The sequence below is a fragment of the Persicobacter psychrovividus genome, from assembly GCF_036492425.1.
Classification (GTDB): Bacteria; Bacteroidota; Bacteroidia; order Cytophagales; family Cyclobacteriaceae; genus Persicobacter; species Persicobacter psychrovividus.
In genome coordinates this window covers 1,826,850-1,846,703 of the sequence record NZ_AP025292.1, presented here as the reverse complement: position 1 = coordinate 1,846,703, position 19,854 = coordinate 1,826,850, and the positions used below count along the sequence as shown (strand labels likewise).

General features: G+C 41.8%; 17 protein-coding genes. 5 read left to right on the top strand and 12 right to left on the bottom strand.

What is annotated here, in order from left to right:
- Positions 1-142: 142 nt before the first annotated feature.
- The 8 genes from AABK40_RS07880 to AABK40_RS07845 all read right to left on the bottom strand — a co-directional run bounded on the left by AABK40_RS07880 (position 143) and on the right by AABK40_RS07845 (position 7,680).
- Complete coding sequence (locus tag AABK40_RS07880) at positions 143-841, bottom strand: pseudouridine synthase (protein ID WP_338396694.1); 699 nt, start codon at positions 839-841, stop codon at positions 143-145.
- A 207-nt stretch (positions 842-1,048) separates the two neighbouring features.
- Positions 1,049-1,579: an outer membrane beta-barrel protein gene (locus tag AABK40_RS07875; protein ID WP_338396693.1), complete on the bottom strand. Its 531-nt coding sequence runs from the start codon at positions 1,577-1,579 to the stop codon at positions 1,049-1,051.
- Between the two features lie 173 nt (positions 1,580-1,752).
- Complete coding sequence (locus AABK40_RS07870) at positions 1,753-2,298, bottom strand: hypothetical protein (protein ID WP_332919214.1); 546 nt, start codon at positions 2,296-2,298, stop codon at positions 1,753-1,755.
- A 117-nt stretch (positions 2,299-2,415) separates the two neighbouring features.
- Complete coding sequence (locus tag AABK40_RS07865; protein ID WP_338396692.1) at positions 2,416-3,183, bottom strand: class I SAM-dependent methyltransferase; 768 nt, start codon at positions 3,181-3,183, stop codon at positions 2,416-2,418.
- On the bottom strand, positions 3,180-3,551 hold the full coding sequence (locus AABK40_RS07860; RefSeq protein WP_338396691.1) for a hypothetical protein: 372 nt from the start codon (positions 3,549-3,551) through the stop codon (positions 3,180-3,182). Before AABK40_RS07860 ends, AABK40_RS07865 begins: the two co-directional genes overlap by 4 nt.
- 35 nt (positions 3,552-3,586) lie before the next feature.
- On the bottom strand, positions 3,587-4,285 hold the full coding sequence (locus AABK40_RS07855) for a hypothetical protein (RefSeq protein WP_338396690.1): 699 nt from the start codon (positions 4,283-4,285) through the stop codon (positions 3,587-3,589).
- Between the two features lie 103 nt (positions 4,286-4,388).
- Positions 4,389-5,978, bottom strand: a complete 1,590-nt coding sequence (locus AABK40_RS07850) for an ATP-binding protein (RefSeq protein ID WP_338396689.1) — start codon at positions 5,976-5,978, stop codon at positions 4,389-4,391.
- Between the two features lie 163 nt (positions 5,979-6,141).
- Positions 6,142-7,680 carry an alanine/glycine:cation symporter family protein gene (locus AABK40_RS07845; RefSeq protein ID WP_338396688.1) on the bottom strand — a complete coding sequence of 513 codons (1,539 nt, stop codon included), beginning with the start codon at positions 7,678-7,680 and terminating at the stop codon, positions 6,142-6,144.
- Positions 7,681-7,940: 260 nt separating this feature from the next.
- Between AABK40_RS07845 and AABK40_RS07840 the strand changes: the two genes are divergently transcribed.
- The 3 genes from AABK40_RS07840 (at position 7,941) to AABK40_RS07830 (ending at position 10,526) form a co-directional block, all read left to right on the top strand.
- Positions 7,941-8,828 carry a bifunctional 5,10-methylenetetrahydrofolate dehydrogenase/5,10-methenyltetrahydrofolate cyclohydrolase gene (locus AABK40_RS07840; RefSeq protein ID WP_332919217.1) on the top strand — a complete coding sequence of 296 codons (888 nt, stop codon included), beginning with the start codon at positions 7,941-7,943 and terminating at the stop codon, positions 8,826-8,828.
- A 797-nt stretch (positions 8,829-9,625) separates the two neighbouring features.
- On the top strand, positions 9,626-10,270 hold the full coding sequence (locus AABK40_RS07835; RefSeq protein ID WP_338396687.1) for a 7-carboxy-7-deazaguanine synthase QueE: 645 nt from the start codon (positions 9,626-9,628) through the stop codon (positions 10,268-10,270).
- Between the two features lie 22 nt (positions 10,271-10,292).
- On the top strand, positions 10,293-10,526 hold the full coding sequence (locus tag AABK40_RS07830) for a heavy-metal-associated domain-containing protein (protein ID WP_338396686.1): 234 nt from the start codon (positions 10,293-10,295) through the stop codon (positions 10,524-10,526).
- Positions 10,527-10,714: 188 nt separating this feature from the next.
- On the opposite strand, the gene AABK40_RS07825 is transcribed toward AABK40_RS07830, so the two are convergent.
- The gene (locus AABK40_RS07825) at positions 10,715-11,353 is read right to left on the bottom strand and encodes a transglutaminase-like domain-containing protein (RefSeq protein WP_338396685.1); all 639 of its coding nucleotides are present in this window, start codon (positions 11,351-11,353) and stop codon (positions 10,715-10,717) included.
- 189 nt (positions 11,354-11,542) lie between these two features.
- On the opposite strand from AABK40_RS07825, the gene AABK40_RS07820 reads away from it, so the two are divergent.
- The gene (locus tag AABK40_RS07820; RefSeq protein WP_332919221.1) at positions 11,543-11,965 is read left to right on the top strand and encodes a response regulator; all 423 of its coding nucleotides are present in this window, start codon (positions 11,543-11,545) and stop codon (positions 11,963-11,965) included.
- 271 nt (positions 11,966-12,236) lie between these two features.
- On the opposite strand, the gene AABK40_RS07815 is transcribed toward AABK40_RS07820, so the two are convergent.
- From AABK40_RS07815 to AABK40_RS07805, 3 genes are all read right to left on the bottom strand, one after another.
- Positions 12,237-13,205, bottom strand: a complete 969-nt coding sequence (locus AABK40_RS07815; protein ID WP_332919222.1) for an OmpA family protein — start codon at positions 13,203-13,205, stop codon at positions 12,237-12,239.
- Positions 13,206-13,753: 548 nt separating this feature from the next.
- Positions 13,754-15,565, bottom strand: a complete 1,812-nt coding sequence (gene typA, locus AABK40_RS07810; RefSeq protein ID WP_338396684.1) for a translational GTPase TypA — start codon at positions 15,563-15,565, stop codon at positions 13,754-13,756.
- Positions 15,566-15,809: 244 nt separating this feature from the next.
- Positions 15,810-16,586 (bottom strand): hypothetical protein, encoded by a 777-nt coding sequence (locus AABK40_RS07805; RefSeq protein WP_338396683.1) that lies wholly within the window; start codon positions 16,584-16,586, stop codon positions 15,810-15,812.
- A 149-nt stretch (positions 16,587-16,735) separates the two neighbouring features.
- On the opposite strand from AABK40_RS07805, the gene AABK40_RS07800 reads away from it, so the two are divergent.
- Positions 16,736-19,663, top strand: a complete 2,928-nt coding sequence (locus AABK40_RS07800; protein WP_338396682.1) for a TolB family protein — start codon at positions 16,736-16,738, stop codon at positions 19,661-19,663.
- The last annotated feature ends 191 nt before the right edge of the window (positions 19,664-19,854 follow it).

The window sequence follows — 19,854 nt, the reverse complement described above, 5'->3', positions numbered from 1 at the left end:
GTGGTTTTAGGTTGGTGATAGGTGTTGGAGGGTGTTTTGATCATGATTACCTTGATTTACAGGATTACCATGATTTTTATGCAATTTAGATTACGAAATTGGGTGATGCAGGGACGTTGCATGCAACGTCCGTACAGGCATTTTATCGATGATGGGAATACCCCAAATCTGTCAGAATCTTATCATAATAATCGGGAATTGGCGCCTCAATGTCAATCTGTTCTTCGGTATAAGGATGAATGAAAGAAAGGCTGCGGGCGTGAAGCAACATATTTTCCAAGCCCAAAAGTGCTTTGTAGCCTTTGTTGAGTTTGTGATCGCCATGTTTGTTATCGCCGATGATGTAATGGCGCAATTTGGCAAAGTGCTGACGCAATTGGTGGGTTCTGCCTGTGATCGGTTGGGCTTCCATCAGACTTGTACGGCAGGCAGGGTAGCGGTCAGCTACTTTATAAGGCGCTTCGGTTTGTTCCAGTTTCTTGAAAATGGTCAAGGCCTCTTTTTCAATATCAGAATATTCGGATGACAGCGGACGGTCGATTTTACCTTCTTCGGGCGCATAGCCACGCACCAAAGCCCAATATTTTTTGGTAATTTTTTTCTCATGAATCAAGGTCTGTGCGGCGGTGCAATATTCAGAACTCAATCCAAAAAGCAACAGGCCACTTGTGGCACGATCCAATCGGTGGACGGGGTAAACATATTGTCCCAACTGATCACGCAACAACTGCATCGCATAGTGTTCGGCATTGCGTGCCACCCACGATTTGTGCACCATCAGCCCCGCAGGTTTATTGATCGCACAAAAATATTTATCCTGATAAAGTATCTCTAATTCCATTTCTTTCAGCTCAAAATTGAGCGCAAAGGTAGTGGATTAGTTTGGTTTGTTCAAGGTGGTGATTGGGGCTGTTGAACAACCATAATTTTATTTTGTCTTGCGAGTTTTATTTGAACGGTGTAGGGTACGGCCTACGTACTTGACCAGAATGTATTTTACGGTCAATAAAGGGCAAGCACAAAGGTTTGACCCTACCATGTTTTGTCATTAAAAACGATAACCAATTTTACCCAAAATTCCTGAATGAGCGGTGTCGCCGTAAGCCTGTACCAGACCTTTAATGCCAATCAAAAAATGATCATTGATTGCAAAGGTGTTCTCTAAAATAAGGTTTGCGCCAAGGGATGTGCGATCGGATTGTGTATTATAAAATGAGTTGTCGTTTTTCGGTAAATCACTCCCACTTGTAATCCAAATATTAGAAAGACCTAAACCTATTCGAAAATCATTTCTTCGGTTATTCTTGAAAGGAGATATAAAGGCATTGCCATTCAATTGAAGCATGGAGCCGTTAGTACTAACTGCCGCAGTATAGGATTGTGAAAAAGCAAAACCTGCACTGAAGGCAAAGTAATGGTTACTTTTGTAGTTCAACTCACTTTCGAACATACTTTGGTGGTAATCTCCTGAACCAATAAAAGACCAGCCACCTCCCATCCTGATGTCGAATTTGGAATCTTGTGCATGGGCTAAAAAGCTCATGGTAATTAGGGCTAATATTAGGATGCCTTTTTTCATGTCATTTTCGGTTGATAAAAAATTCAATAAAATATATCTATAAATATTCATAAATCAGAGTGGTTTAATGAAAATTTATGTAAAAATAACAGGTTTTGATAGGTTTGGGTAAAAAAATAACCACTGAGGTGAATCAGTGGTTATGGCATATTTTTACTTAAACTTAGCGGCGATCAAAATTTGTAGCCTACCTTGATCATTGCACCTGAATGAAAACCATTGTTGGTGTCATGCATCTGAGTGAAGATTTTGGCGCCAAGGGAAAATCGGTCATTTAATTGATAGGTGTTTTCTAAAATGAAATTAGCCACAAAATTATTCTTTGCATAATCTAATACCGGTTGATCCGAAGGAGAGGGGCTGTAGTAATAATTTCCGCTTCTTTCCCAAATATGTCCTAAGCCTACCCCTAATCGGAAATCATTTTGCTTGTTGTTCTTAAAAGGAGAAAAGTAGGCGTTTGTATTCACTTGATAAAATGATCCATAGGTATTGGTTGTCGCCCCAACCTGTGTGTTTTGCCCAAAGCCTAAGCTGCCACTGAAAGCAAAATAAGGAGTAGCTTTATAATTGACTTCATTTTCAATCATAATGAAGTAATCATCTCCCGAATTGGTGAAAGTCCAACCAGTACCGAATCTAAAATCAAATTTTGAATCTTGTGCTTGTGTGAAAAATGCTGTTATACAAAGAATACTGAGCAGAAAAGTCTTTTTCATAATGATGATGTTGTGTTGATGAAAATTTAATGTTTAAATACTTACATTAATCAATGTAAATCATCATAAAGTTAAATTTTTCTCTTCAATTTTGTTTTAGGTTGCAGTTAAAGTTTGTTAATTCGATGATGGCGTTTTGATGATTTTCTGTGCGACATAAAACCCATAACTGTAATAATCTTGGTAATTCTTATACAGCTCAATTTCTTCCCTTTGTTCTTTTACAATCGCTTTGGCATCCTCAGAGTGATCATGCTTCTGAAGGAACGCGTCGAATTCCAAGGCCAGTGGTTCGTAATAATTTTTGATCCAACTTTCGGGTTTCAGGTAAAAATAGCCCACCAATCGATAGCCGTTTTCTTCCAAGACTTTGATCTTGTTGGCGGCGGTATCAATTTCAGGATAAGCTTCATTCCAAAAATCATTCAGTTCTTTTGGTCGATCATTGGTGGTCCAGGTGATTTCACTGACGGCCAAATAACCCTTCGGTTTAAGGAATTTTCGCCACTGCTTGGTGCCTTTCTTGAAGCCTATATTGTAAATCGCTCCTTCAGACCAAATCACATCAAAAGTGTTTTTTTCAAAAGGCAATTGATCCATGGATGCTTCCAAAGTCTTGATTTGATCGATCAAACCTACTTTATCTGCATTGATTTTGAGTTGATCCAAGAATTCAGGAAATAGATCTACCGCCGTAATTTTGGATTGCGTGTTCTGGGCAAGGGTAAGCGTAGCATTTCCACTGCCGCAACCAATATCAGCAATGGTTAATGCTTCATTCGGTAAATCCATCAACGCCAAAGCTTGTAGACTTTCTGCGGTACTGCCAGGCCCTTGGCGTGGGGTGTTTTTGAAAAGGTCTATGATGAGATCGAGGTATGTCATTTTTTGTGAGTTTGCGAATTTTGAGATATTCTACTAAAAGTGGGATAAGCAGGTAAATATTCAATGGTGATGTGATTACCAACCTTCAAGGTTTTATTTCGAGAATCAGCTTTAAATCTCTTCCCGTCCACGGAAAACTCATATGAGTAAGAAAAAGTGTGCGATACAGGGCTATTACCCCAAAAGTTCTTCTCATTTATTACCCTTGCAGGAATCTCAATTGCATAGTGGTCTAATAAATAGGTTTTAAGCTTTCCTTTAATACCAATGGTTAAGAAATATATGAAGATGATGGATATTAATATTATGGCTCTGAATTCTATGATTTTACCAAGCCATTTGTTAACCATTTTTATTATTTTTTCCATTGTAGTCGTGTTGAATGAAAGCAATATTTACGCAATTACCAAATCATCACCCATAAGGTAATTGCTTGATTTTTATTGTCGACTAAAGCGCCAATAGTATATCCATTAGTACGTATTAGTCTGTTTAATTTTTCTTTTCGTAGCGTTTTGTATTTGTCATTGAGGTAGTTCCCTTGTTCGTATTCTGTTACAATAAACTCTGAGTTATTTCCAAACTGAACAGTTCTTTCTACTAAGGGACAGAATTTATTTTTTATACTTGGAACAGGGGGGGTTTTTTCCAAATTTTCATTCTTAGAATTTTCAGAGATGTACAAGCAATTCTTGCTGTTTATATTTTCCTTGAAAATAGCATGCTTACCAAGCTTTCTTTTTAATTGAAAGAATTCTTCTGAGTTTAAATCTAAAAAAATGAAACTTCCGCAATATCCATATGCACTTTTGGAGATTGGGTAAATAACGGAGGATTCTGAGACGTATTCAGAGATTTGGTTGAGATGAATGTTTCCCCATTTTAACTCTTTTAAGGTTGTCTCTTCCTTAAATTTCATGATGCTTTCCACATGTCTGTTAGGGAGCTTACATGACAAGGTTGTTATGCATAAGAAAATTATCAACAGTTTACATTTAATCTGATTCGGAATGCTTTTCTTATTGTCTTTATTAGTATTTATCATAGTTGGGTTAGACTGTTCAGGTTTTATATCTCTTTTGCTGACAACTGATAAAAACATCGTCCTTGTCCATTTTATTTATCCTAACTTATTGAGGTAGGAAGATAAAATTAAAAATTATACAAATACTTCAGGAGATAGGGGAGCTAAACCAGCTCTTCCCTTAATCCAACTTCAGCTCTTCGTCCTTAAACCAATCCAAATTCCTTTTCTCCTCATTGAAATGCATTCCGATCAGCACGATCTTCCGTTGATCATTCAAATAAGGTTCGTAATATTTTTTCTCATGAATCTGATCCAATGCTTCACCTCTTTCATCACCTTCGGGCTTTGGTGCATTTGCTTTAAATTCAACTATATAAATATGTGTTGGGGTTTCCAAAGCCATATCGATACGCCCTTTGGAGGTAGCTTCTTCTGTCCTGCATTTTAACCCTAATCCAGCCATAAAACTGAACATCACCGAGGCATAAAATCCTTCATATTTTTGTATGTTATTTTGAACATAATTATTGAATGGAATGGCAGCAAACATCGCTCGAACATTGGTTTCGAATTCTTTCAAGTCATTTTTGAATAAGCTACGCGCGGCTTCATTCCGTTTCAAAAGGCGATTGGATTCAACCGATGTCAGACTAATTAAAAAGAGCATATTCAAGGTCATTCGAACCTCACGGTTTGGGGTAGCAAGGACGTAACTGCTCCCGCCAAAAGGCTCCTGAATCTCTTCCGTTATGGTCAAATAGCCTGCTTGCCATAGTAAAGAGGGGAGGTTCAAGTTGCTGAGCGTAAATTGTTTTAACTCTTGAGAAGATAACTCCAAATTTTCCAAATCATAGGTTTCATATACACCTTTCTCAAACATCTTGGTCAAAAAAGAAGGCTGACCAGAATCCCACCAATAGTTATCAAATTTGGCGCCTTTATCCAGAAACATCAGGATATCAAACGGATTATAGACCTTGTCCCCGAAGTAGTTGTAGCCGTTATACCAAGCTTGTACCTGTTGCATATTTACCCCGTCAAAATAATCTCCGAAGCAATTATCCAATTCCTTTTGAGTAAATCCACATATTGAAGCATATCGGCTATCCAATGTAATATTATTGAAATTATTCGCTCCGCTGAATAGTCCAACACCTGTAAACTTGGTGATACCCGTCATGAAGCAAAAGCGAATGAATTGATCTGAGGCTTTAATGGCTGAGTAAAATCCTCGTAGAACATCCAATGAATCAGAGGCTAAATTGTCATCGTTCGAAATTGTATCCTGAATAGGTTTATCATATTCATCAATCAAAACCACCACTTTGCTTTGGTATTTTTCTGATATTTCCTCAATCAACATCATCAACTGAGACCCTAATTGCTCATCGGTATTGAGGTCAATTTGATGCTTCTTTGCGTTTGCTTTCAGAACAAACTGAATCTTTTGTTCGACAGCTTCAAGACTCTTATAGGTAACACCACTCAAGTCAATTCTTACCACGGGAAAACTCTCCGACCAATCCCATTTGTCATGAATGTACAAACCTTCAAACAACTCCTGTTTCCCTTCCAAAAGAGCCTGCATGGTTGAGCATAACATCGACTTACCAAAACGACGAGGGCGGGAAAGGAAATAATAACCTTTTGACAGTTTCGTCATTTCGTGAATGTGTGCTGTCTTATCTATGTATAGGTAGTCAGAACCTCCTTTTCGAAGATCCTCAAATGTCTGTATTCCGATTGGTAAGGCTTGTCTTTGACTCATGGTATTATCCATTTTTTATAAGGTGCTTAAAGATACTGAATTTTGAGGAACTTCAGTGTACCCCAAAAAAAATGTAAGGATGTTGGGTGAAATGGCTCCAAAAAGGCAGAGATCAAAAACAAAAAAGACTCCCAATCACAGGAGCCTTTTCAATATTTTAAGCTTAAGATTTTACCATTTCCTTCTCCCGCTTGAGATCATAATCCTTGATCCATTGGCGGTATTGTTTGAGGTCTTTTTTGACAATCGGCGCGAGCCAGTATAGTCCGATGATGTTCGGGGCACACATGGCAAAAGCCATCGCGTCACCGAAGCGGAACACGGCGGTCAGTGATAGGGAAGACCCGATCACGACGAAGATACAGAAGATCAATTTGTAGGAAAGGTCAGCGACTTTGTTCTCTCCGAAAATGTAGGTCCATGCTTTCAGTCCGTAGTAGGAGCAAGAGATCATGGTGGATAATGCAAAAAGGATGACGGCGATGGACAACACGATCGGGAACCAAGAGATCACTGAGGCAAAGGCACGGGAAGTCAGCTCTACACCTTCGGTTGCTGATGGATCAAAAGAGTTGGTCAGGATGATCACCAAAGCGGTAACGGTACACACCAAAACGGTATCGACGAATGGCTCTATCATGCCGACAAATCCTTCAGAAACGGGGTGCTCGGTTTTGGCAGGAGCGTGTGCCGTGGCCGCCTGTCCGATACCTGCTTCATTGGAGAATGCTGCGCGCTGTACACCGATCACCAATACACCGATGAAACCACCCGCCATGGCTTTTGGATTAAAACCTTCAGTAATAATATGAAGCAAAGCCGAAGGGATTTCCTGATAATGGGCACCAATGACCACAAAGGCGGCAGAAAGATAAACAACGACCATCAGGGGTACGATTCGTGAAGTTACTTTCGCAATGGATTTGATTCCACCGATGATGATTGAGCCAGTGATGATGGCAACGATCAAGCCGAAAATCCATCCTTGGCCATACAAAAAGCTATTTTGTCCGCCCGTTACATTGATCAGCTGTTTGGTCGCCTGATTAATCTGAATCATACATCCGCCACCAAACGAACAGCCGACGGCAGGAATAGCATAAGCGAGCGCCAAGCCTTTGCCTGTTTTTTCACGGCCAATGTCTTTTAATCCTTTCCATAAATAATACATCGGGCCACCAGAAACGACGCCATTTTCATGAACCAATCGGTATTTAACGGCAAGGGTACATTCGACGAATTTGGTCGCCATACCGAAAATACCTGCCATGATCATCCAGAAAGTAGCACCTGCGCCACCCAAAGAAATGGCCAAAGCAACACCAGAGATATTACCGATACCTACCGTTCCCGAAAGGGCGGCGGTCAGCGCCTGAAAGTGGCTGACCTCTCCATCAGAGTCGGGTTCGTCGTATTTGCCTCGGATAATGTCGAAGGCATGTTTGAAGCCTCTAAAATTCAGAAATTTGAAATATAAGGTAAAGATCAGTGCTGCCGCAAACAGCCAAACCACAACGATCGGTAAGCTGACCTGATCGGTAAGTTTGATGGAGAAGAAAATGACTTTTTCAAGGGCAGAAATGAAGGGGTCCAGAAATTGGTTGATCCGTTCATCAATATTGGTTGCTGTCGCCAAGACAGTCGGGGAGGTAGAGAGCAGTTTTTCGAACAGGCCGAAAAGCTGCGTTAGAAAATGAAGCATTAGTTTGCTATGATTTTTTTAATGGTTTTCAAAAATTGACTGCAAATGTAAGGCTTGTCGGTTTTTTAAACCATAATCATTCAGATAATTTTATTTTTTTACCATAAAAATTACGAACAATGCCGAATATTATTTGGTCAGTAAGGGCTGTTGTTGGTGGGTAAATGTCATTTTTGGGGCTTGTTGCTTTTGTTATCTTAAACAAAAAATGCAAATTGCTGCTGATTTTAAACAATCCAGAAACCTAACCCAATAATATAATGCCAACGATCTTAGATGGTAAAGCGACCTCCAAGGCGCTACAAGACCAAATTGCTGAAGAAACTGCTGCTTTTGTGGCGCAGGGAGGAAAGAAACCACATTTGGCAGCGATCCTTGTCGGTGAGGATGGTGCTTCTCAAACCTATGTGAACCATAAAGTTAAAGCCTGTGAGCGTGTAGGGTTTTCTTCAACACTAAAGCGTTTTCCTGCGGATATTACCGAAGAAGCCCTTTTGGAAGAAGTGGAGGCGATCAATGCCAATGACGATATCGATGGTTTGATTGTTCAGTTGCCATTGCCAAAGCACATCAATGTAACGAAGGTAACCGATCGCATTCGTCCAGAAAAAGATGTGGATGGTTTCCACCCAATCAACGTAGGGCGCATGACTTTGGGGCAGCCAGCCTATATTTCAGCAACACCTTTCGGGATCATGAAATTGTTGGAGCGTTACGAGGTAGAAACTTCAGGTAAGCATTGCGTGGTGATTGGCCGTTCGGATATCGTTGGACGCCCGATGAGTATTTTGCTTTCGCAAAAAGGAAATCCAGGCGATTGTACCGTAACGATCTGTCATAGCCGTACCAAGAATTTGAAAGAAATGACTTTGCAGGCGGATATCGTGGTGGCTGCTTTGGGTATTCCTGAATTTTTGAAAGGGGATATGGTCAAAGAAGGCGCAACCGTGATTGACGTAGGCATTACCCGTGTGGAGGATGCTTCCAAGAAATCAGGTTTCCGCTTGGTTGGTGATGTAGATTACGCAGCGGTAGCTCCAAAATCTGAATTCATCACGCCTGTTCCAGGTGGTGTAGGTCCAATGACGATCGCTTCATTGTTGTACAATACGATGCAGTCAGCGAAGAAAGCGGTTTATTCGGTTTAAGTTGATTCAATAATAACTTTGGTTCAAACGTCCCGCTTGGATCTAAGTGATATGATATTAGCCTCCAATCTTTTTCAAGGTTGGGGGCTTTTTTTGATCTTGATTTACTTGATTAGAAGGATTATCATGATTTTAATTAGATTAATGGTTAGTCGTAGGGGGCTGTACATAAGTACTCAGTCAGAAATAACTTGTATTGAGTGATCGGTGGTCAGTGCCTCGTGTTATTCGGACTCCAGCTACCGATCACAAGTCACCAGCCACCTTTTCTCAGATAAATTCTTAGATCTTTGAAAATTTAAGGCATTCGGAATTATACAAATTAAATAAGATTCGGCTTTGGTAGGGTCAGATCCAATGTCATTCAGTTAAGGATTTTGAGGGGCACAGGTCTAAATTTGAAATGCTCGTAGAGGCGTTATTCTTAACGACTCACGTAGCAGTTTTAATAAATCTAAGAGGAAACCTATAAAACCACCATTGAATTAGACGTTAAAAATAAGGTCTCTACAGGATAAGGCGCTTAATTTAATGACATTGGGTTCGCCCGTACTCAACAGGGTAAAATTTCCTAAGGTGATTTCAGATTAGAGTTATGCGTCAGTTCCGTTTCCATACCGTGATCTTCAAGAATTAATCCTATTCATTCCATTAATCTGCGGACGAACATTCCGCCTAATCGATTAAATCTCTACGATCAATGAATGATTAGCTTTTATCAGACACGCAAAAATCGTAATTTTGTCAATTCAAAAAATTAATATTCTGCAAAGGCAGAAGAAAGACGGAATCGCCGAATGAGTACGAAAGGAAAAGCAATATATACAGAAGCCATCAAGGCAGGGAAGGCCTATCCAATTATGGAGGCTTTTTACACTTTACAGGGAGAGGGAAAGTTTGCAGGACATGCCGCTTATTTTATCCGTCTGGCAGGCTGCGATGTCGGCTGTGTATGGTGTGATGTGAAGGAAAGCTGGGATGCTGAACAACATCCTGTATTATCCACCGAGGAGATTGTTCAGCAAGCTGCAAGTTACCCAGGAAGAATGGCTGTGGTAACAGGAGGAGAGCCATTGATGTACAATTGTGCGCCATTGACGGCGGCTTTACATGCTGATGGTTTTCAAACTAATATCGAAACTTCAGGGGCGCACCCGATCAGTGGAGACTGGGACTGGATAACACTTTCACCTAAAAAATTCAAGGCGCCTTTAGCGGAGGTTTGTGCCGTGGCCCATGAATTGAAAGTAGTCATCTTCCATAAAAGTGATTTCGCCTGGGCGGAAGAACATGCAGCGAAGGTCGGCAAGGACTGTAAGTTATTGCTTCAGGTAGAGTGGGGTAAAAGTGCAGAGCTCTTGCCAATGATTATTGAGTATGTGAAGGAAAACCCACAATGGCAAATCAGTTTGCAGACGCATAAGTATATGGATATTCCTTGATATTTAAAAATAAAATCAACCCATGAAACACCAATTCAAAACCAATATCAATTGTGGAGGCTGTATCGACAAGGTTACGCCGACCATGAAACAGCATTTTTCCGATGATCAGTGGTCAGTGAATACCGATCATCAGGACAAGATTCTTACTGTTGAAACGGACAAGGCCGCTCATGAAGTTCAGCAAATAGTAATCGACGCTGGTTTTAAGGCCGAGCCTGTTAAAAAAGGACTTTTCGGTAAACTGTTTGGCTGAACAATTTTCTGTTCCCATTTTTAGAAATCATTTACTTTATTGCCTATTAATGTGATGGTCAATTGTTCGTAGATGATTTCTTGCTGATCCTCATTTCCGCCTCTTCATTTGGTCTAAATATTCGCAATTGTTGGCATCGTTTTCCTGTTGGAATAGGTGTGTAGAGGGGCTGATTTGATTGGTGATACCTATGAATATTCCGCAAGAATATCTTCAAGAATTAACTGATTGTCCTGATCAAAAAGGTGGGGATATTCGGTTTGCATCAGGTCCATTACCTGCTCAAGCGGAAAGTCGTCAAAAGCGCCGTAGTCGTGAAGGTATTCCATAAATTGCCCCTTATTGCGGTCATAAGGCTGAAAAATGCTGTCGTGTGCTCCATCCCAGTCCAATGCTTCGCAGTTAAGTTTGTCGCAAAGTGCTTTATTGAAAGCGGGTGTGCATTTGATCCATCGGCCATTGAGGTAAGCGAGGGTGTAACCATGTGGTACCAGAACGTTAGACCGAAGAATCTTTTCGAGCCTTGCGGTGCCCATATGGTTTCGGACTTTGGCAATACCCAGTTTCGAGGGGATTCCAGCAGCTTGCAAACAGGCGCAAAGAAACATGGCTTTGGCAATACAATGACCTTCTTTTTTCTCCATTATCTTACTTGCTCGGTTGTCTTCAAGCCTGAAGGATATTAACAATGGGTTATATTTAAAAGAATCCCGTACGGTATAGTATAATCTGATCGCCTTATTGGTCGGGGAGAGGTATTCTGGGCAATGGGTTTGAACAAAGTCAACAATTGCAGGGTCCTGGGGATCAATCAATGGGTCAGTCATGTGTTGATGTTTTTTTATACTCTATATAAATTAGAATAAAAAAAAGACATTCGCTCGTTTTATTTTTGAATATTTTCCAAATTTATAAAGAAGTACTCGGTGTGGTGGCGCTCCATGAAAATGGGGGAGACGCGTTAATGGAAGCGTACAAAGTTGCCAGGCGAGCATTAACTTAAATTATGACGGTCAATGGCTACATTTAACAATATTATCCTGGTGGATGACGATGTGGTAAGTAATTATATCTGTGACAGGATCATGTCGAGGAATAATTATGTTGCGACACTCAACGCCTTTTCTAATCCCGTGGAAGCATTGGGTTTTCTTAAAGAAATCGTTGATAAGCGACTGTGGAATTTACTGCCACAAGTGCTGATGCTCGATTTACAAATGCCACAAATGGATGGCTGGGCTTTCCTGGATAAGTTGTCGGCTTTGGACCCACTGATGCACGAGAAAATGTATATCGTGATCCTTTCGTCCTCTATCTTTTCTGAAGATATGGATCGGGCAAATGAACACCCGATGGTACGTCAGTATTTCTCCAAGCCAATCCGTCCCGATATTTTAGAGAGTATTCATTTGAATCTTGAAAATACCCGCATGGTTTAGCAGCTGTTAAAAGCTTAAACCTTACCATGAGTTGGGGGATATTTATTAAGCATAAAGCAAAAAAAATAGCGATGATTTTGGTCATCGCTATTTTTTTGTGAAAGCAATTTATAGCATGTTGAATAACTTGTCATCCTACTGCAAATTCAGATGATTGAAATTGATTTTGAATTATTTATCAACAATAGCATTACTATGCTCTCAAAATAATCCTTCATCACTTCTACCATGCCCCCAAGCTTCGTTGTGAATTTCAGTTTTAAACCTGCGCTTAGGATCCCTGAAGAATATTAGAAATATAATCTTCCGTTACTTTTGGGATCAGGATAATTTCTATACGGCGGTTGAGGCTTCGGCCTTCTTTGGTGTTGTTCTCGGTAACAGGATAATACTGCCCTTTTCCTACTGCCTGAATTGCCGTAGGCGCAACGCCAGATTCCAGCAAAATACGGACAATAGAAGTGGCCCGAGCGACGGATAGATCCCAGTTGTCGTTCATGTACTTTGAGAACCTCGAAACGGGAACATTGTCGGTATGGCCTTCAACAGAAACCTCGAAACCATCCTGAGATTTCACGACTACGGACAGTTGCTGAAGCGCTTTAATACCCATTTCATCAACTTCGATACTCCCAGAACCAAACAACAGTTTGTCGGCCAATGAAACATATATTTTCCCCTGACGAACCTCTACCTGAAGGTCGTTCACTTCAAAATCTTTCAGCGCATTGTCGAGTTTGGTTTTCATGGCATTCACAGAAATGTCACGTTTTTTAACCACCTTCTCCAGTTCCTTCACACGGGCTTCACGGATCTGCAGGTCTTTTTCAAGCGCCTCATTATTGCGTTTGGTCACCTCAAGGTCGGCAGTCATTTCGCTCAGTCGGCGTTGTTGTTCGGCAACACTTTGGTTGAGTCTGCCAGAGTTGCGCATCATGTCATTATAAAGATAATTGACATTTTTGTATTTGGCTTCGAGCTTTTCTTTTTCCAGACGATTCTGCTCATATTGATCGTTAAGGCTTTCGATCAACTGGTCATTTTTCTCTAATCGTTCATTGGAGCGTTTCGCCTCATCTTTGGCGAGCGTAAGGGCTTCATTGGCGGTCGCTACCTCTTCAGAGAGCATATCTCTTCTTTCAAGGATCTCATCATACTTTTTTTGGCTAACACAGCTGCCAAGAGTCAAGCCTACTGTCGCAAGGAGCAGCCCTCGCTTAATAGATAAAAAATTCACCATCGTAAGGTTCATTCATTAGGATTTAATACTGGCAATAAACCGAAAAGCCTGATCATTAATTGCTTAAATATTCAGGCTGCATATTGGCTGATTCCCATTTATTATGATTACTTATCAAAACAAGAATAAGCAAAAATTCTTAATTATTGTGCTTTTGCAGGGACAATATTCTTGAAAAGTTGGCTTGTGGATCATGCCTGAATTTGAAATGCTTGTCGAGGGGTTATTCTGAACGATTCACTTTTTTGATTTGAATACACCTGATAACAGATAACTGAAATATAGAGGAGGGGAAGCAAATTAATGCTGACTTTGCAGGGCCCTCTTTGGCGATCAGGAGTGGGGAAACCGCTAATGATCACCCGATTTTGTATTGTCCTCGGCTTACACTCGCCACAGGGTGAGGGCTTCGGTAAATGAAAGTTCGAGGCCACCGGAATGTTTTTGTGCTGTCAGGCCGAGGTTTTATCTTTGGAGAAAATCAAGGTCAAAAAAAAGCAGCATTCCCAAATGGAAATGCTGCTTTAATATTTTATAGCTAATCGAAATTAGTCTTTTGTAGCTTTAGAAGCCGCACGCTTTCTTTCGTTCTCGTCCAAAAGAATTTTACGCATACGGATGCTCAATGGCGTTACCTCTACGTACTCATCTTTCTGGATGTACTCCAAAGATTCTTCCAAAGAGAATTTACGAGCAGGAGCAATTTTCGCTGCATCATCAGAACCAGAAGCACGTACGTTGGAAAGTTTCTTTCCTTTCTGAACGTTCACACACAAATCATTGCTACGTGAGTGCTCACCAATTACCTGACCACAGTATAAATCGATTCCTGGATCGATGAAGAAAACACCACGATCTTGCAATTTATCCAAAGAGTAAGCGGTCGCTGGGCCATTCTCCATAGAGATGATTGATCCGTTCAAACGCTCAGGGATACCACCTTTGAATTCTGCATATTTCAAGAATCGGTGTGTCATGATTGCCTCACCCTGAGTAGCTGTCAGCATGTTGTTACGCAAGCCGATCAAACCACGAGAAGGGATTTCAAACTCAAGGTGCTGAAGATCGCCTTTAGGCTCCATGATTTTCAACTCACCTTTACGCTGTGTAGCCAACTCAATTACTTTACCTGAAGTATCTTCTGGTACATCAACCACCAACAATTCTACTGGCTCGTGCTTCACACCATCAACTTCTTTGAAAATAACCTGTGGTTGTCCTACCTGAAGCTCATATCCTTCGCGACGCATCGTCTCGATCAATACGGCCAAGTGAAGAATACCACGACCGAATACCAAGAATTTGTCCTCAGTGTCAGTTTCTTTCACACGCAAGGCCAAGTTTTTCTCCGTTTCTTTGAACAGGCGGTCACGGATATGGCGAGAAGTTACAAATTTACCTTCTTTACCGAAGAAAGGAGAGTTGTTAATAGAGAACAACATACTCATTGTAGGCTCATCAATAGCAATACGAGGCATTGCTTCAGGATTTTCTACAGAAGTGAATGTATCACCAATTTCGAAACCGTCGATACCAACAACTGCACAAATGTCACCTGCTGAAACGCTTTCTACTTTTCTTTTACCAAGACCTTCAAAAATTTGAAGTTCTTTAACTTTTGATTTCGTTACTGAACCGTCAGCTTTAGTAACTGCTACCCACTGACCTTCTTTGATCTCACCCTGGTACACACGTCCAATAGCGATACGACCAACAAATGAAGAATAGTCAAGGTTGGTTACCTGGAACTGAAGGTTACCTTCTGGCTGTGGTGCCTCAGGAATAGTCGTCAGGATCTCATCCAACAATGGCGTGATCGAGTCGGTTTTGTCTTGCCAGTCTGTTGACATCCATCCCATTTTTGAAGAACCGTATAAAGTTACGAAGTCTAATTGTTCTTCAGTAGCTTCAAGGTTGAACATCAAGTCGAATACCTGCTCATGTACCTCATCAGGGCGACAGTTTTCTTTATCGACTTTGTTCACTACAACGATTGGTTTCAAGCCTAAGCCCAATGCTTTACTCAAAACGAAACGTGTTTGAGGCATTGCTCCTTCAAAAGCATCCACCAAAAGCAATACACCGTCAGCCATTTTAAGTACACGCTCAACTTCACCACCGAAGTCTGCGTGACCAGGAGTATCAATGATATTGATTTTTACTCCTTTGTAGTTTACGGAAACGTTTTTCGCAGTAATAGTAATACCACGTTCACGCTCTAAATCGTTGTTGTCCAAGATCAAGTCATCGAATTCCTGGTTGTCACGAAATAACTTAGAAGCGTGGATAATTTTGTCAACCAAAGTTGTTTTACCGTGGTCAACGTGTGCAATAATTGCAACGTTTCTGATACTCTGCATAATATATTTTAAAGAGAAAATGAATAGCGTTAATTGGACGGGCACGGAGATTGAACTTCAAACCCTGTGATATTCAAGGGGTTCAGTTCAAAATTGATGCCTCAATTGAAACGGACATGCAAAAGTAGTAAAAATTCTGCCGTTTCACAGTTTTTCTTGCAACGAAATTCGCTCATTATACTATTTTTCTCAAGAAAATGGGCTGAACAAAGTTTTTACCTCAAATAATAATAACCGAAATGGCTTATTCTCCTGCCTGAATGCTGCCCTCGACAAGTTCAAGGTCTAACCGGACGATTTTTCGGAAAGGGTAGTCGCCTTTTTTGTCGGGGTTTTCATAGTAAAAATCAAAAGGGTGGATTCCCAATAAATTTTTGACGTAGGCGAGGTCGCCCATAGCGGATTGCGGGGCATATTGAAAAGCGGAATCGAGTTCATCATGAAAGATCCCTGCATCATGAAAAGCGGCAGAATAGGAGATTTTTGAAAGCCACTGGTCTCCGCTAAGTAAGCTGACATCCGTAAAGGAGGCAAACCAATCCGGCGAAGGGTTGATGCGTGCCACGGCATCCATCCAGGGGTGGTCGACGGTCAGTGTGATTTGTTCATCCTCAATCGTGTAAGGGACTTTTTTTGCAGGGAGTACGCCATACATTCCTGCATTGCCATTTTTTACATTCAATTCCGCAATGGAAAGCAAGCCTCCTGATGATTGTTCCTCGGCCAGAATAAAGGACTGAAGCTCTCCTGATGGGCGGGTGAACGGCAACTCAAAAAAGCGAAGCAAAGGGTTTTCAACTTTATCACCCACTTTTTTATTGTGGGTCATGAATACCCATTCGCCGAATGCCGCTTCTGCTACGCTGTCTGCGGGGAACTCTTCCGAGCCCCAAAGGACGGAGATTTTAATATTATAAGTGGCCTGATAGTGGGGCAAATGCTTATTACTCTCCTCGGTTTTGCAGGCGGCAGCACCAAGTAAGAGGATGAAAAACGACAGTTGTAAAAATAGATTTTTCATAGGTTGTTTGGATTAGGGGATTCCATATGACAATAATGCTTTATTTTTGCCAAATATTATAGATATTGTCGGAGATTATCACTTTATGTTTTTGAGTGAATAAAAATTATAGAAATATTCGTATTTGTTTATAACCTACAGAATCCGACATGAATCATCGTTTTGCACGAAAATTACTGCTGACCACTGTTTTGTTTTTAGGGACATTGTGCGCCGTTTTTGCACAAACAACCCTCGATACAGGGCCTGCAAGCCTCAAATGGAAACATTTTAAGAATAACAGTGTAGACGTAATTTACCCCTCTGGGGCCGATTCTCTGGCACGTCATGTAAGTTCCACCCTGGATCATGTGCAGGGGAGTGTCTCGCGGGGGCTGGGAATAATACCGACCCGCCTGCCGTTGATATTACAGAATCAAACGATGGTCTCCAATGGTTTTGTATCGATGGGGCCACGCCGAACCGAATTTTTCACGAACACAACGCAGGATTATAATTTTCTCGGTACCATTAACTGGCTGGATCTGCTGGCGGTACATGAATATCGGCATGTGGTGCAGAATGAAGTGGCGCGGACAGGTACAGGTAGTGTGATTGAAGTGCTGGCAGGTACGCTCGCCGCAAGAGGCGCAGCAGGCCTGATGGCCCATTCGTGGTTTTGGGAGGGAGATGCTGTGGTGGCGGAAACCAGCCTGACCCGTGGCGGTCGTGGGCGATACCCCGCATTTAATCGTGCCTTCAGGATGAACCTCCTTGAACGGGGGGGCTTTAATTACGAAAAGCAGATCGGGACGTCTTTCAAGGATTTTGTCCCGAACCATTATGTTACTGGCTATCATATGGTGGCTTATGTGCGTCGGAAAACCGATGATCCTTTGGTTTGGGGGAAGATCAGCCGCCGGACATTCAACAGGCCATTTATCCCATTTGCTTTTTCCTCTTCCATCAAAAAATACAGCGGAAGTGGTGTACGGGCAACTTATGGGGAAATGCTTGCCGACCTTCGCCAACAGTGGGAGGCACAGTTGGCAAAAATTGAACTGACCAATTTTAGCGACTTCACGCCAAGAAAAAATAAAGTCTATACTGATTATTCAGCACCAGAAATTTTGCCTTCGGGGGATTTGTTGGTGGTTCGCACGGGTTTAAGCCATGCAGATCAGCTGTTGAAAATTTCCCCCGACGGGGAGGTGCGTTTACTTAGAACCCTCGGGCGATTCAATAACCCTGGCTATATTTCTGTTGCACAAAATAAAATGGTGTGGGCAGAGTTTGAGTCCGATCCCCGATGGCCGATGCGCGTGTATTCTGTGCTCAAAACGATGGACCTCAGTACGCTCAAGGTGGAGAAGCTCACGCAAAAAAGTCGCCTGATGGCGCCTGCTTTTTCTCCAGACGGCAGTAGGATTGTGGCGGTGCGGAGTACAGAAACAGGCAATTACCGATTGGTGGTGCTGGATGGCTTTTCGGGTGCGGTAAGAAATACGTTCAGTATTGATGGCGCCTGGAATCTCCTGACGCCGCGCTGGTTTGAGGATGGGATGAATGTCGTGTTTGTAACCACCAAAAAAGAGGGTAAATACCTTGTAAAGCTGAATGTGAACTCTGGAGCGCAAACTACGCTGCTCGGTCCTACGATGGAAAATTTTGGCGTGCCTCGTCCGCAGGGGAAATATGTGCTTTATAATTCGCCAAAATCAGGCATTGACAATATTTATGCCCTCGATACGGCGAGTGGAAAAACTTTTCAGCTGACTTCCTCCAAATATGGGGCCTACAACGGGGTTCTTTCAGATGATCTGAAAACACTTTATTATAATGATTTTGGGAAGTTCGGCATGAATGTCGTTTCGGCTGCTGCGGATCCGCAGCAGTGGCGCAAGGGCAAGAATGTGCAGGATACAGGCATTCACTATTTTCAGCCCCTTGTGGAGCAGGAAAAGGAGGCAGACCTGTTGGCCAATGTGCCGAAGCAGTCGGTGGAAGAAAAACCTTATCATAAAGCGGCGCATTTGGTTAGGCCGTATCAATGGGGACTGACGACCACATCCAATCTCAGCCTGGATAATTTTATGCTCGGCTTTGTGAGTCAGTCTAATTTGTCCAACTTTTCCCTCAATGCGGGAGCGGTTTATGACCTGACAGAAAAGACCATCAAATATCAGGGTGGTTTCAGTTGGCAGGGGTGGTATCCTGTGCTGTCTTTTACAGGAAGCTATGGCGACAGGAAGCTGGACAGGAATATCAATACCGACGTTGGCCCATTGACCTCCAAAACGGAATGGAATGAGGTTAACCTGTCTTCCAAAATCAGTTTGCCTTTGGACCTGACCAGAAACCGATTCTTTCAGTTTTTGAACCTCGGTGTCGCCCTGGATCAGACCTTTGTAAGTAATTATCAAACCGTTGTAGGGGATACCACCTTTACCAGACCAATATTCACGGAGCAGGGGAATGGCTGGCTCAATACGATCAACTCAACGGTGAGCTATAGCTACTTATTTAAAAGGGCCAAACGGGATATTTATGCGCCCTGGGGATTCTCGGTCTATGGTCAGTGGCAAACCTCCATTTTGGGGAACGAGAAGGAAGAAGGGGAGATTTATGGTGGCTTGGTGCGCTTGTACTTGCCTGGGGTGATGCGCCATCATTCTATCCGACTGAAGGCGGGAGCGCAACAGCAATACCTCGAAAACCCCTTTACCCATACCTATAATTCCACCATTGGATGGGTGCGTGGCGCTACTTATTTTTCGATGCAAAATTACTTTTTGACGGGGGTAGATTATGGTCTGCCTTTGTGGTACCCCGACATTCATATCGGTCCGCTGGTAAATATTCAGCGCATCCGTTTGAATATGTTCTTTGATTATGGGTATTCAAAAGGGACATTTGAAAGAAATGCCAATAACCAAATCGTGATTGACCCCAATCAGTCTATGGAACAAAAATCTGTCGGGACAGAAGTTATGTTTGACTTCAACGGCTTGCGCACCTTGCCGCTGATCTCGGCAGGCTTCCGTTACTCCTATGCCTTTAATGAAGGGAATAACGTTTCCTTCTTGCTGAGTTTCTAAGTTAGGAATCTTGGGCGAAAAGATTTTTTTTGTTTGACTTATAAAAAGATCAAAATGTGTTAATTGCTTATTAATTAGCAGGAAAGAAGAAATGCCCAACCTAAAAACTGATTTATTTAATGTTTTTAAGTGAAACAAGTCCTATTTTATTTTTCACCAACGAAAATATTTATTTAATATTGCATAGCTGA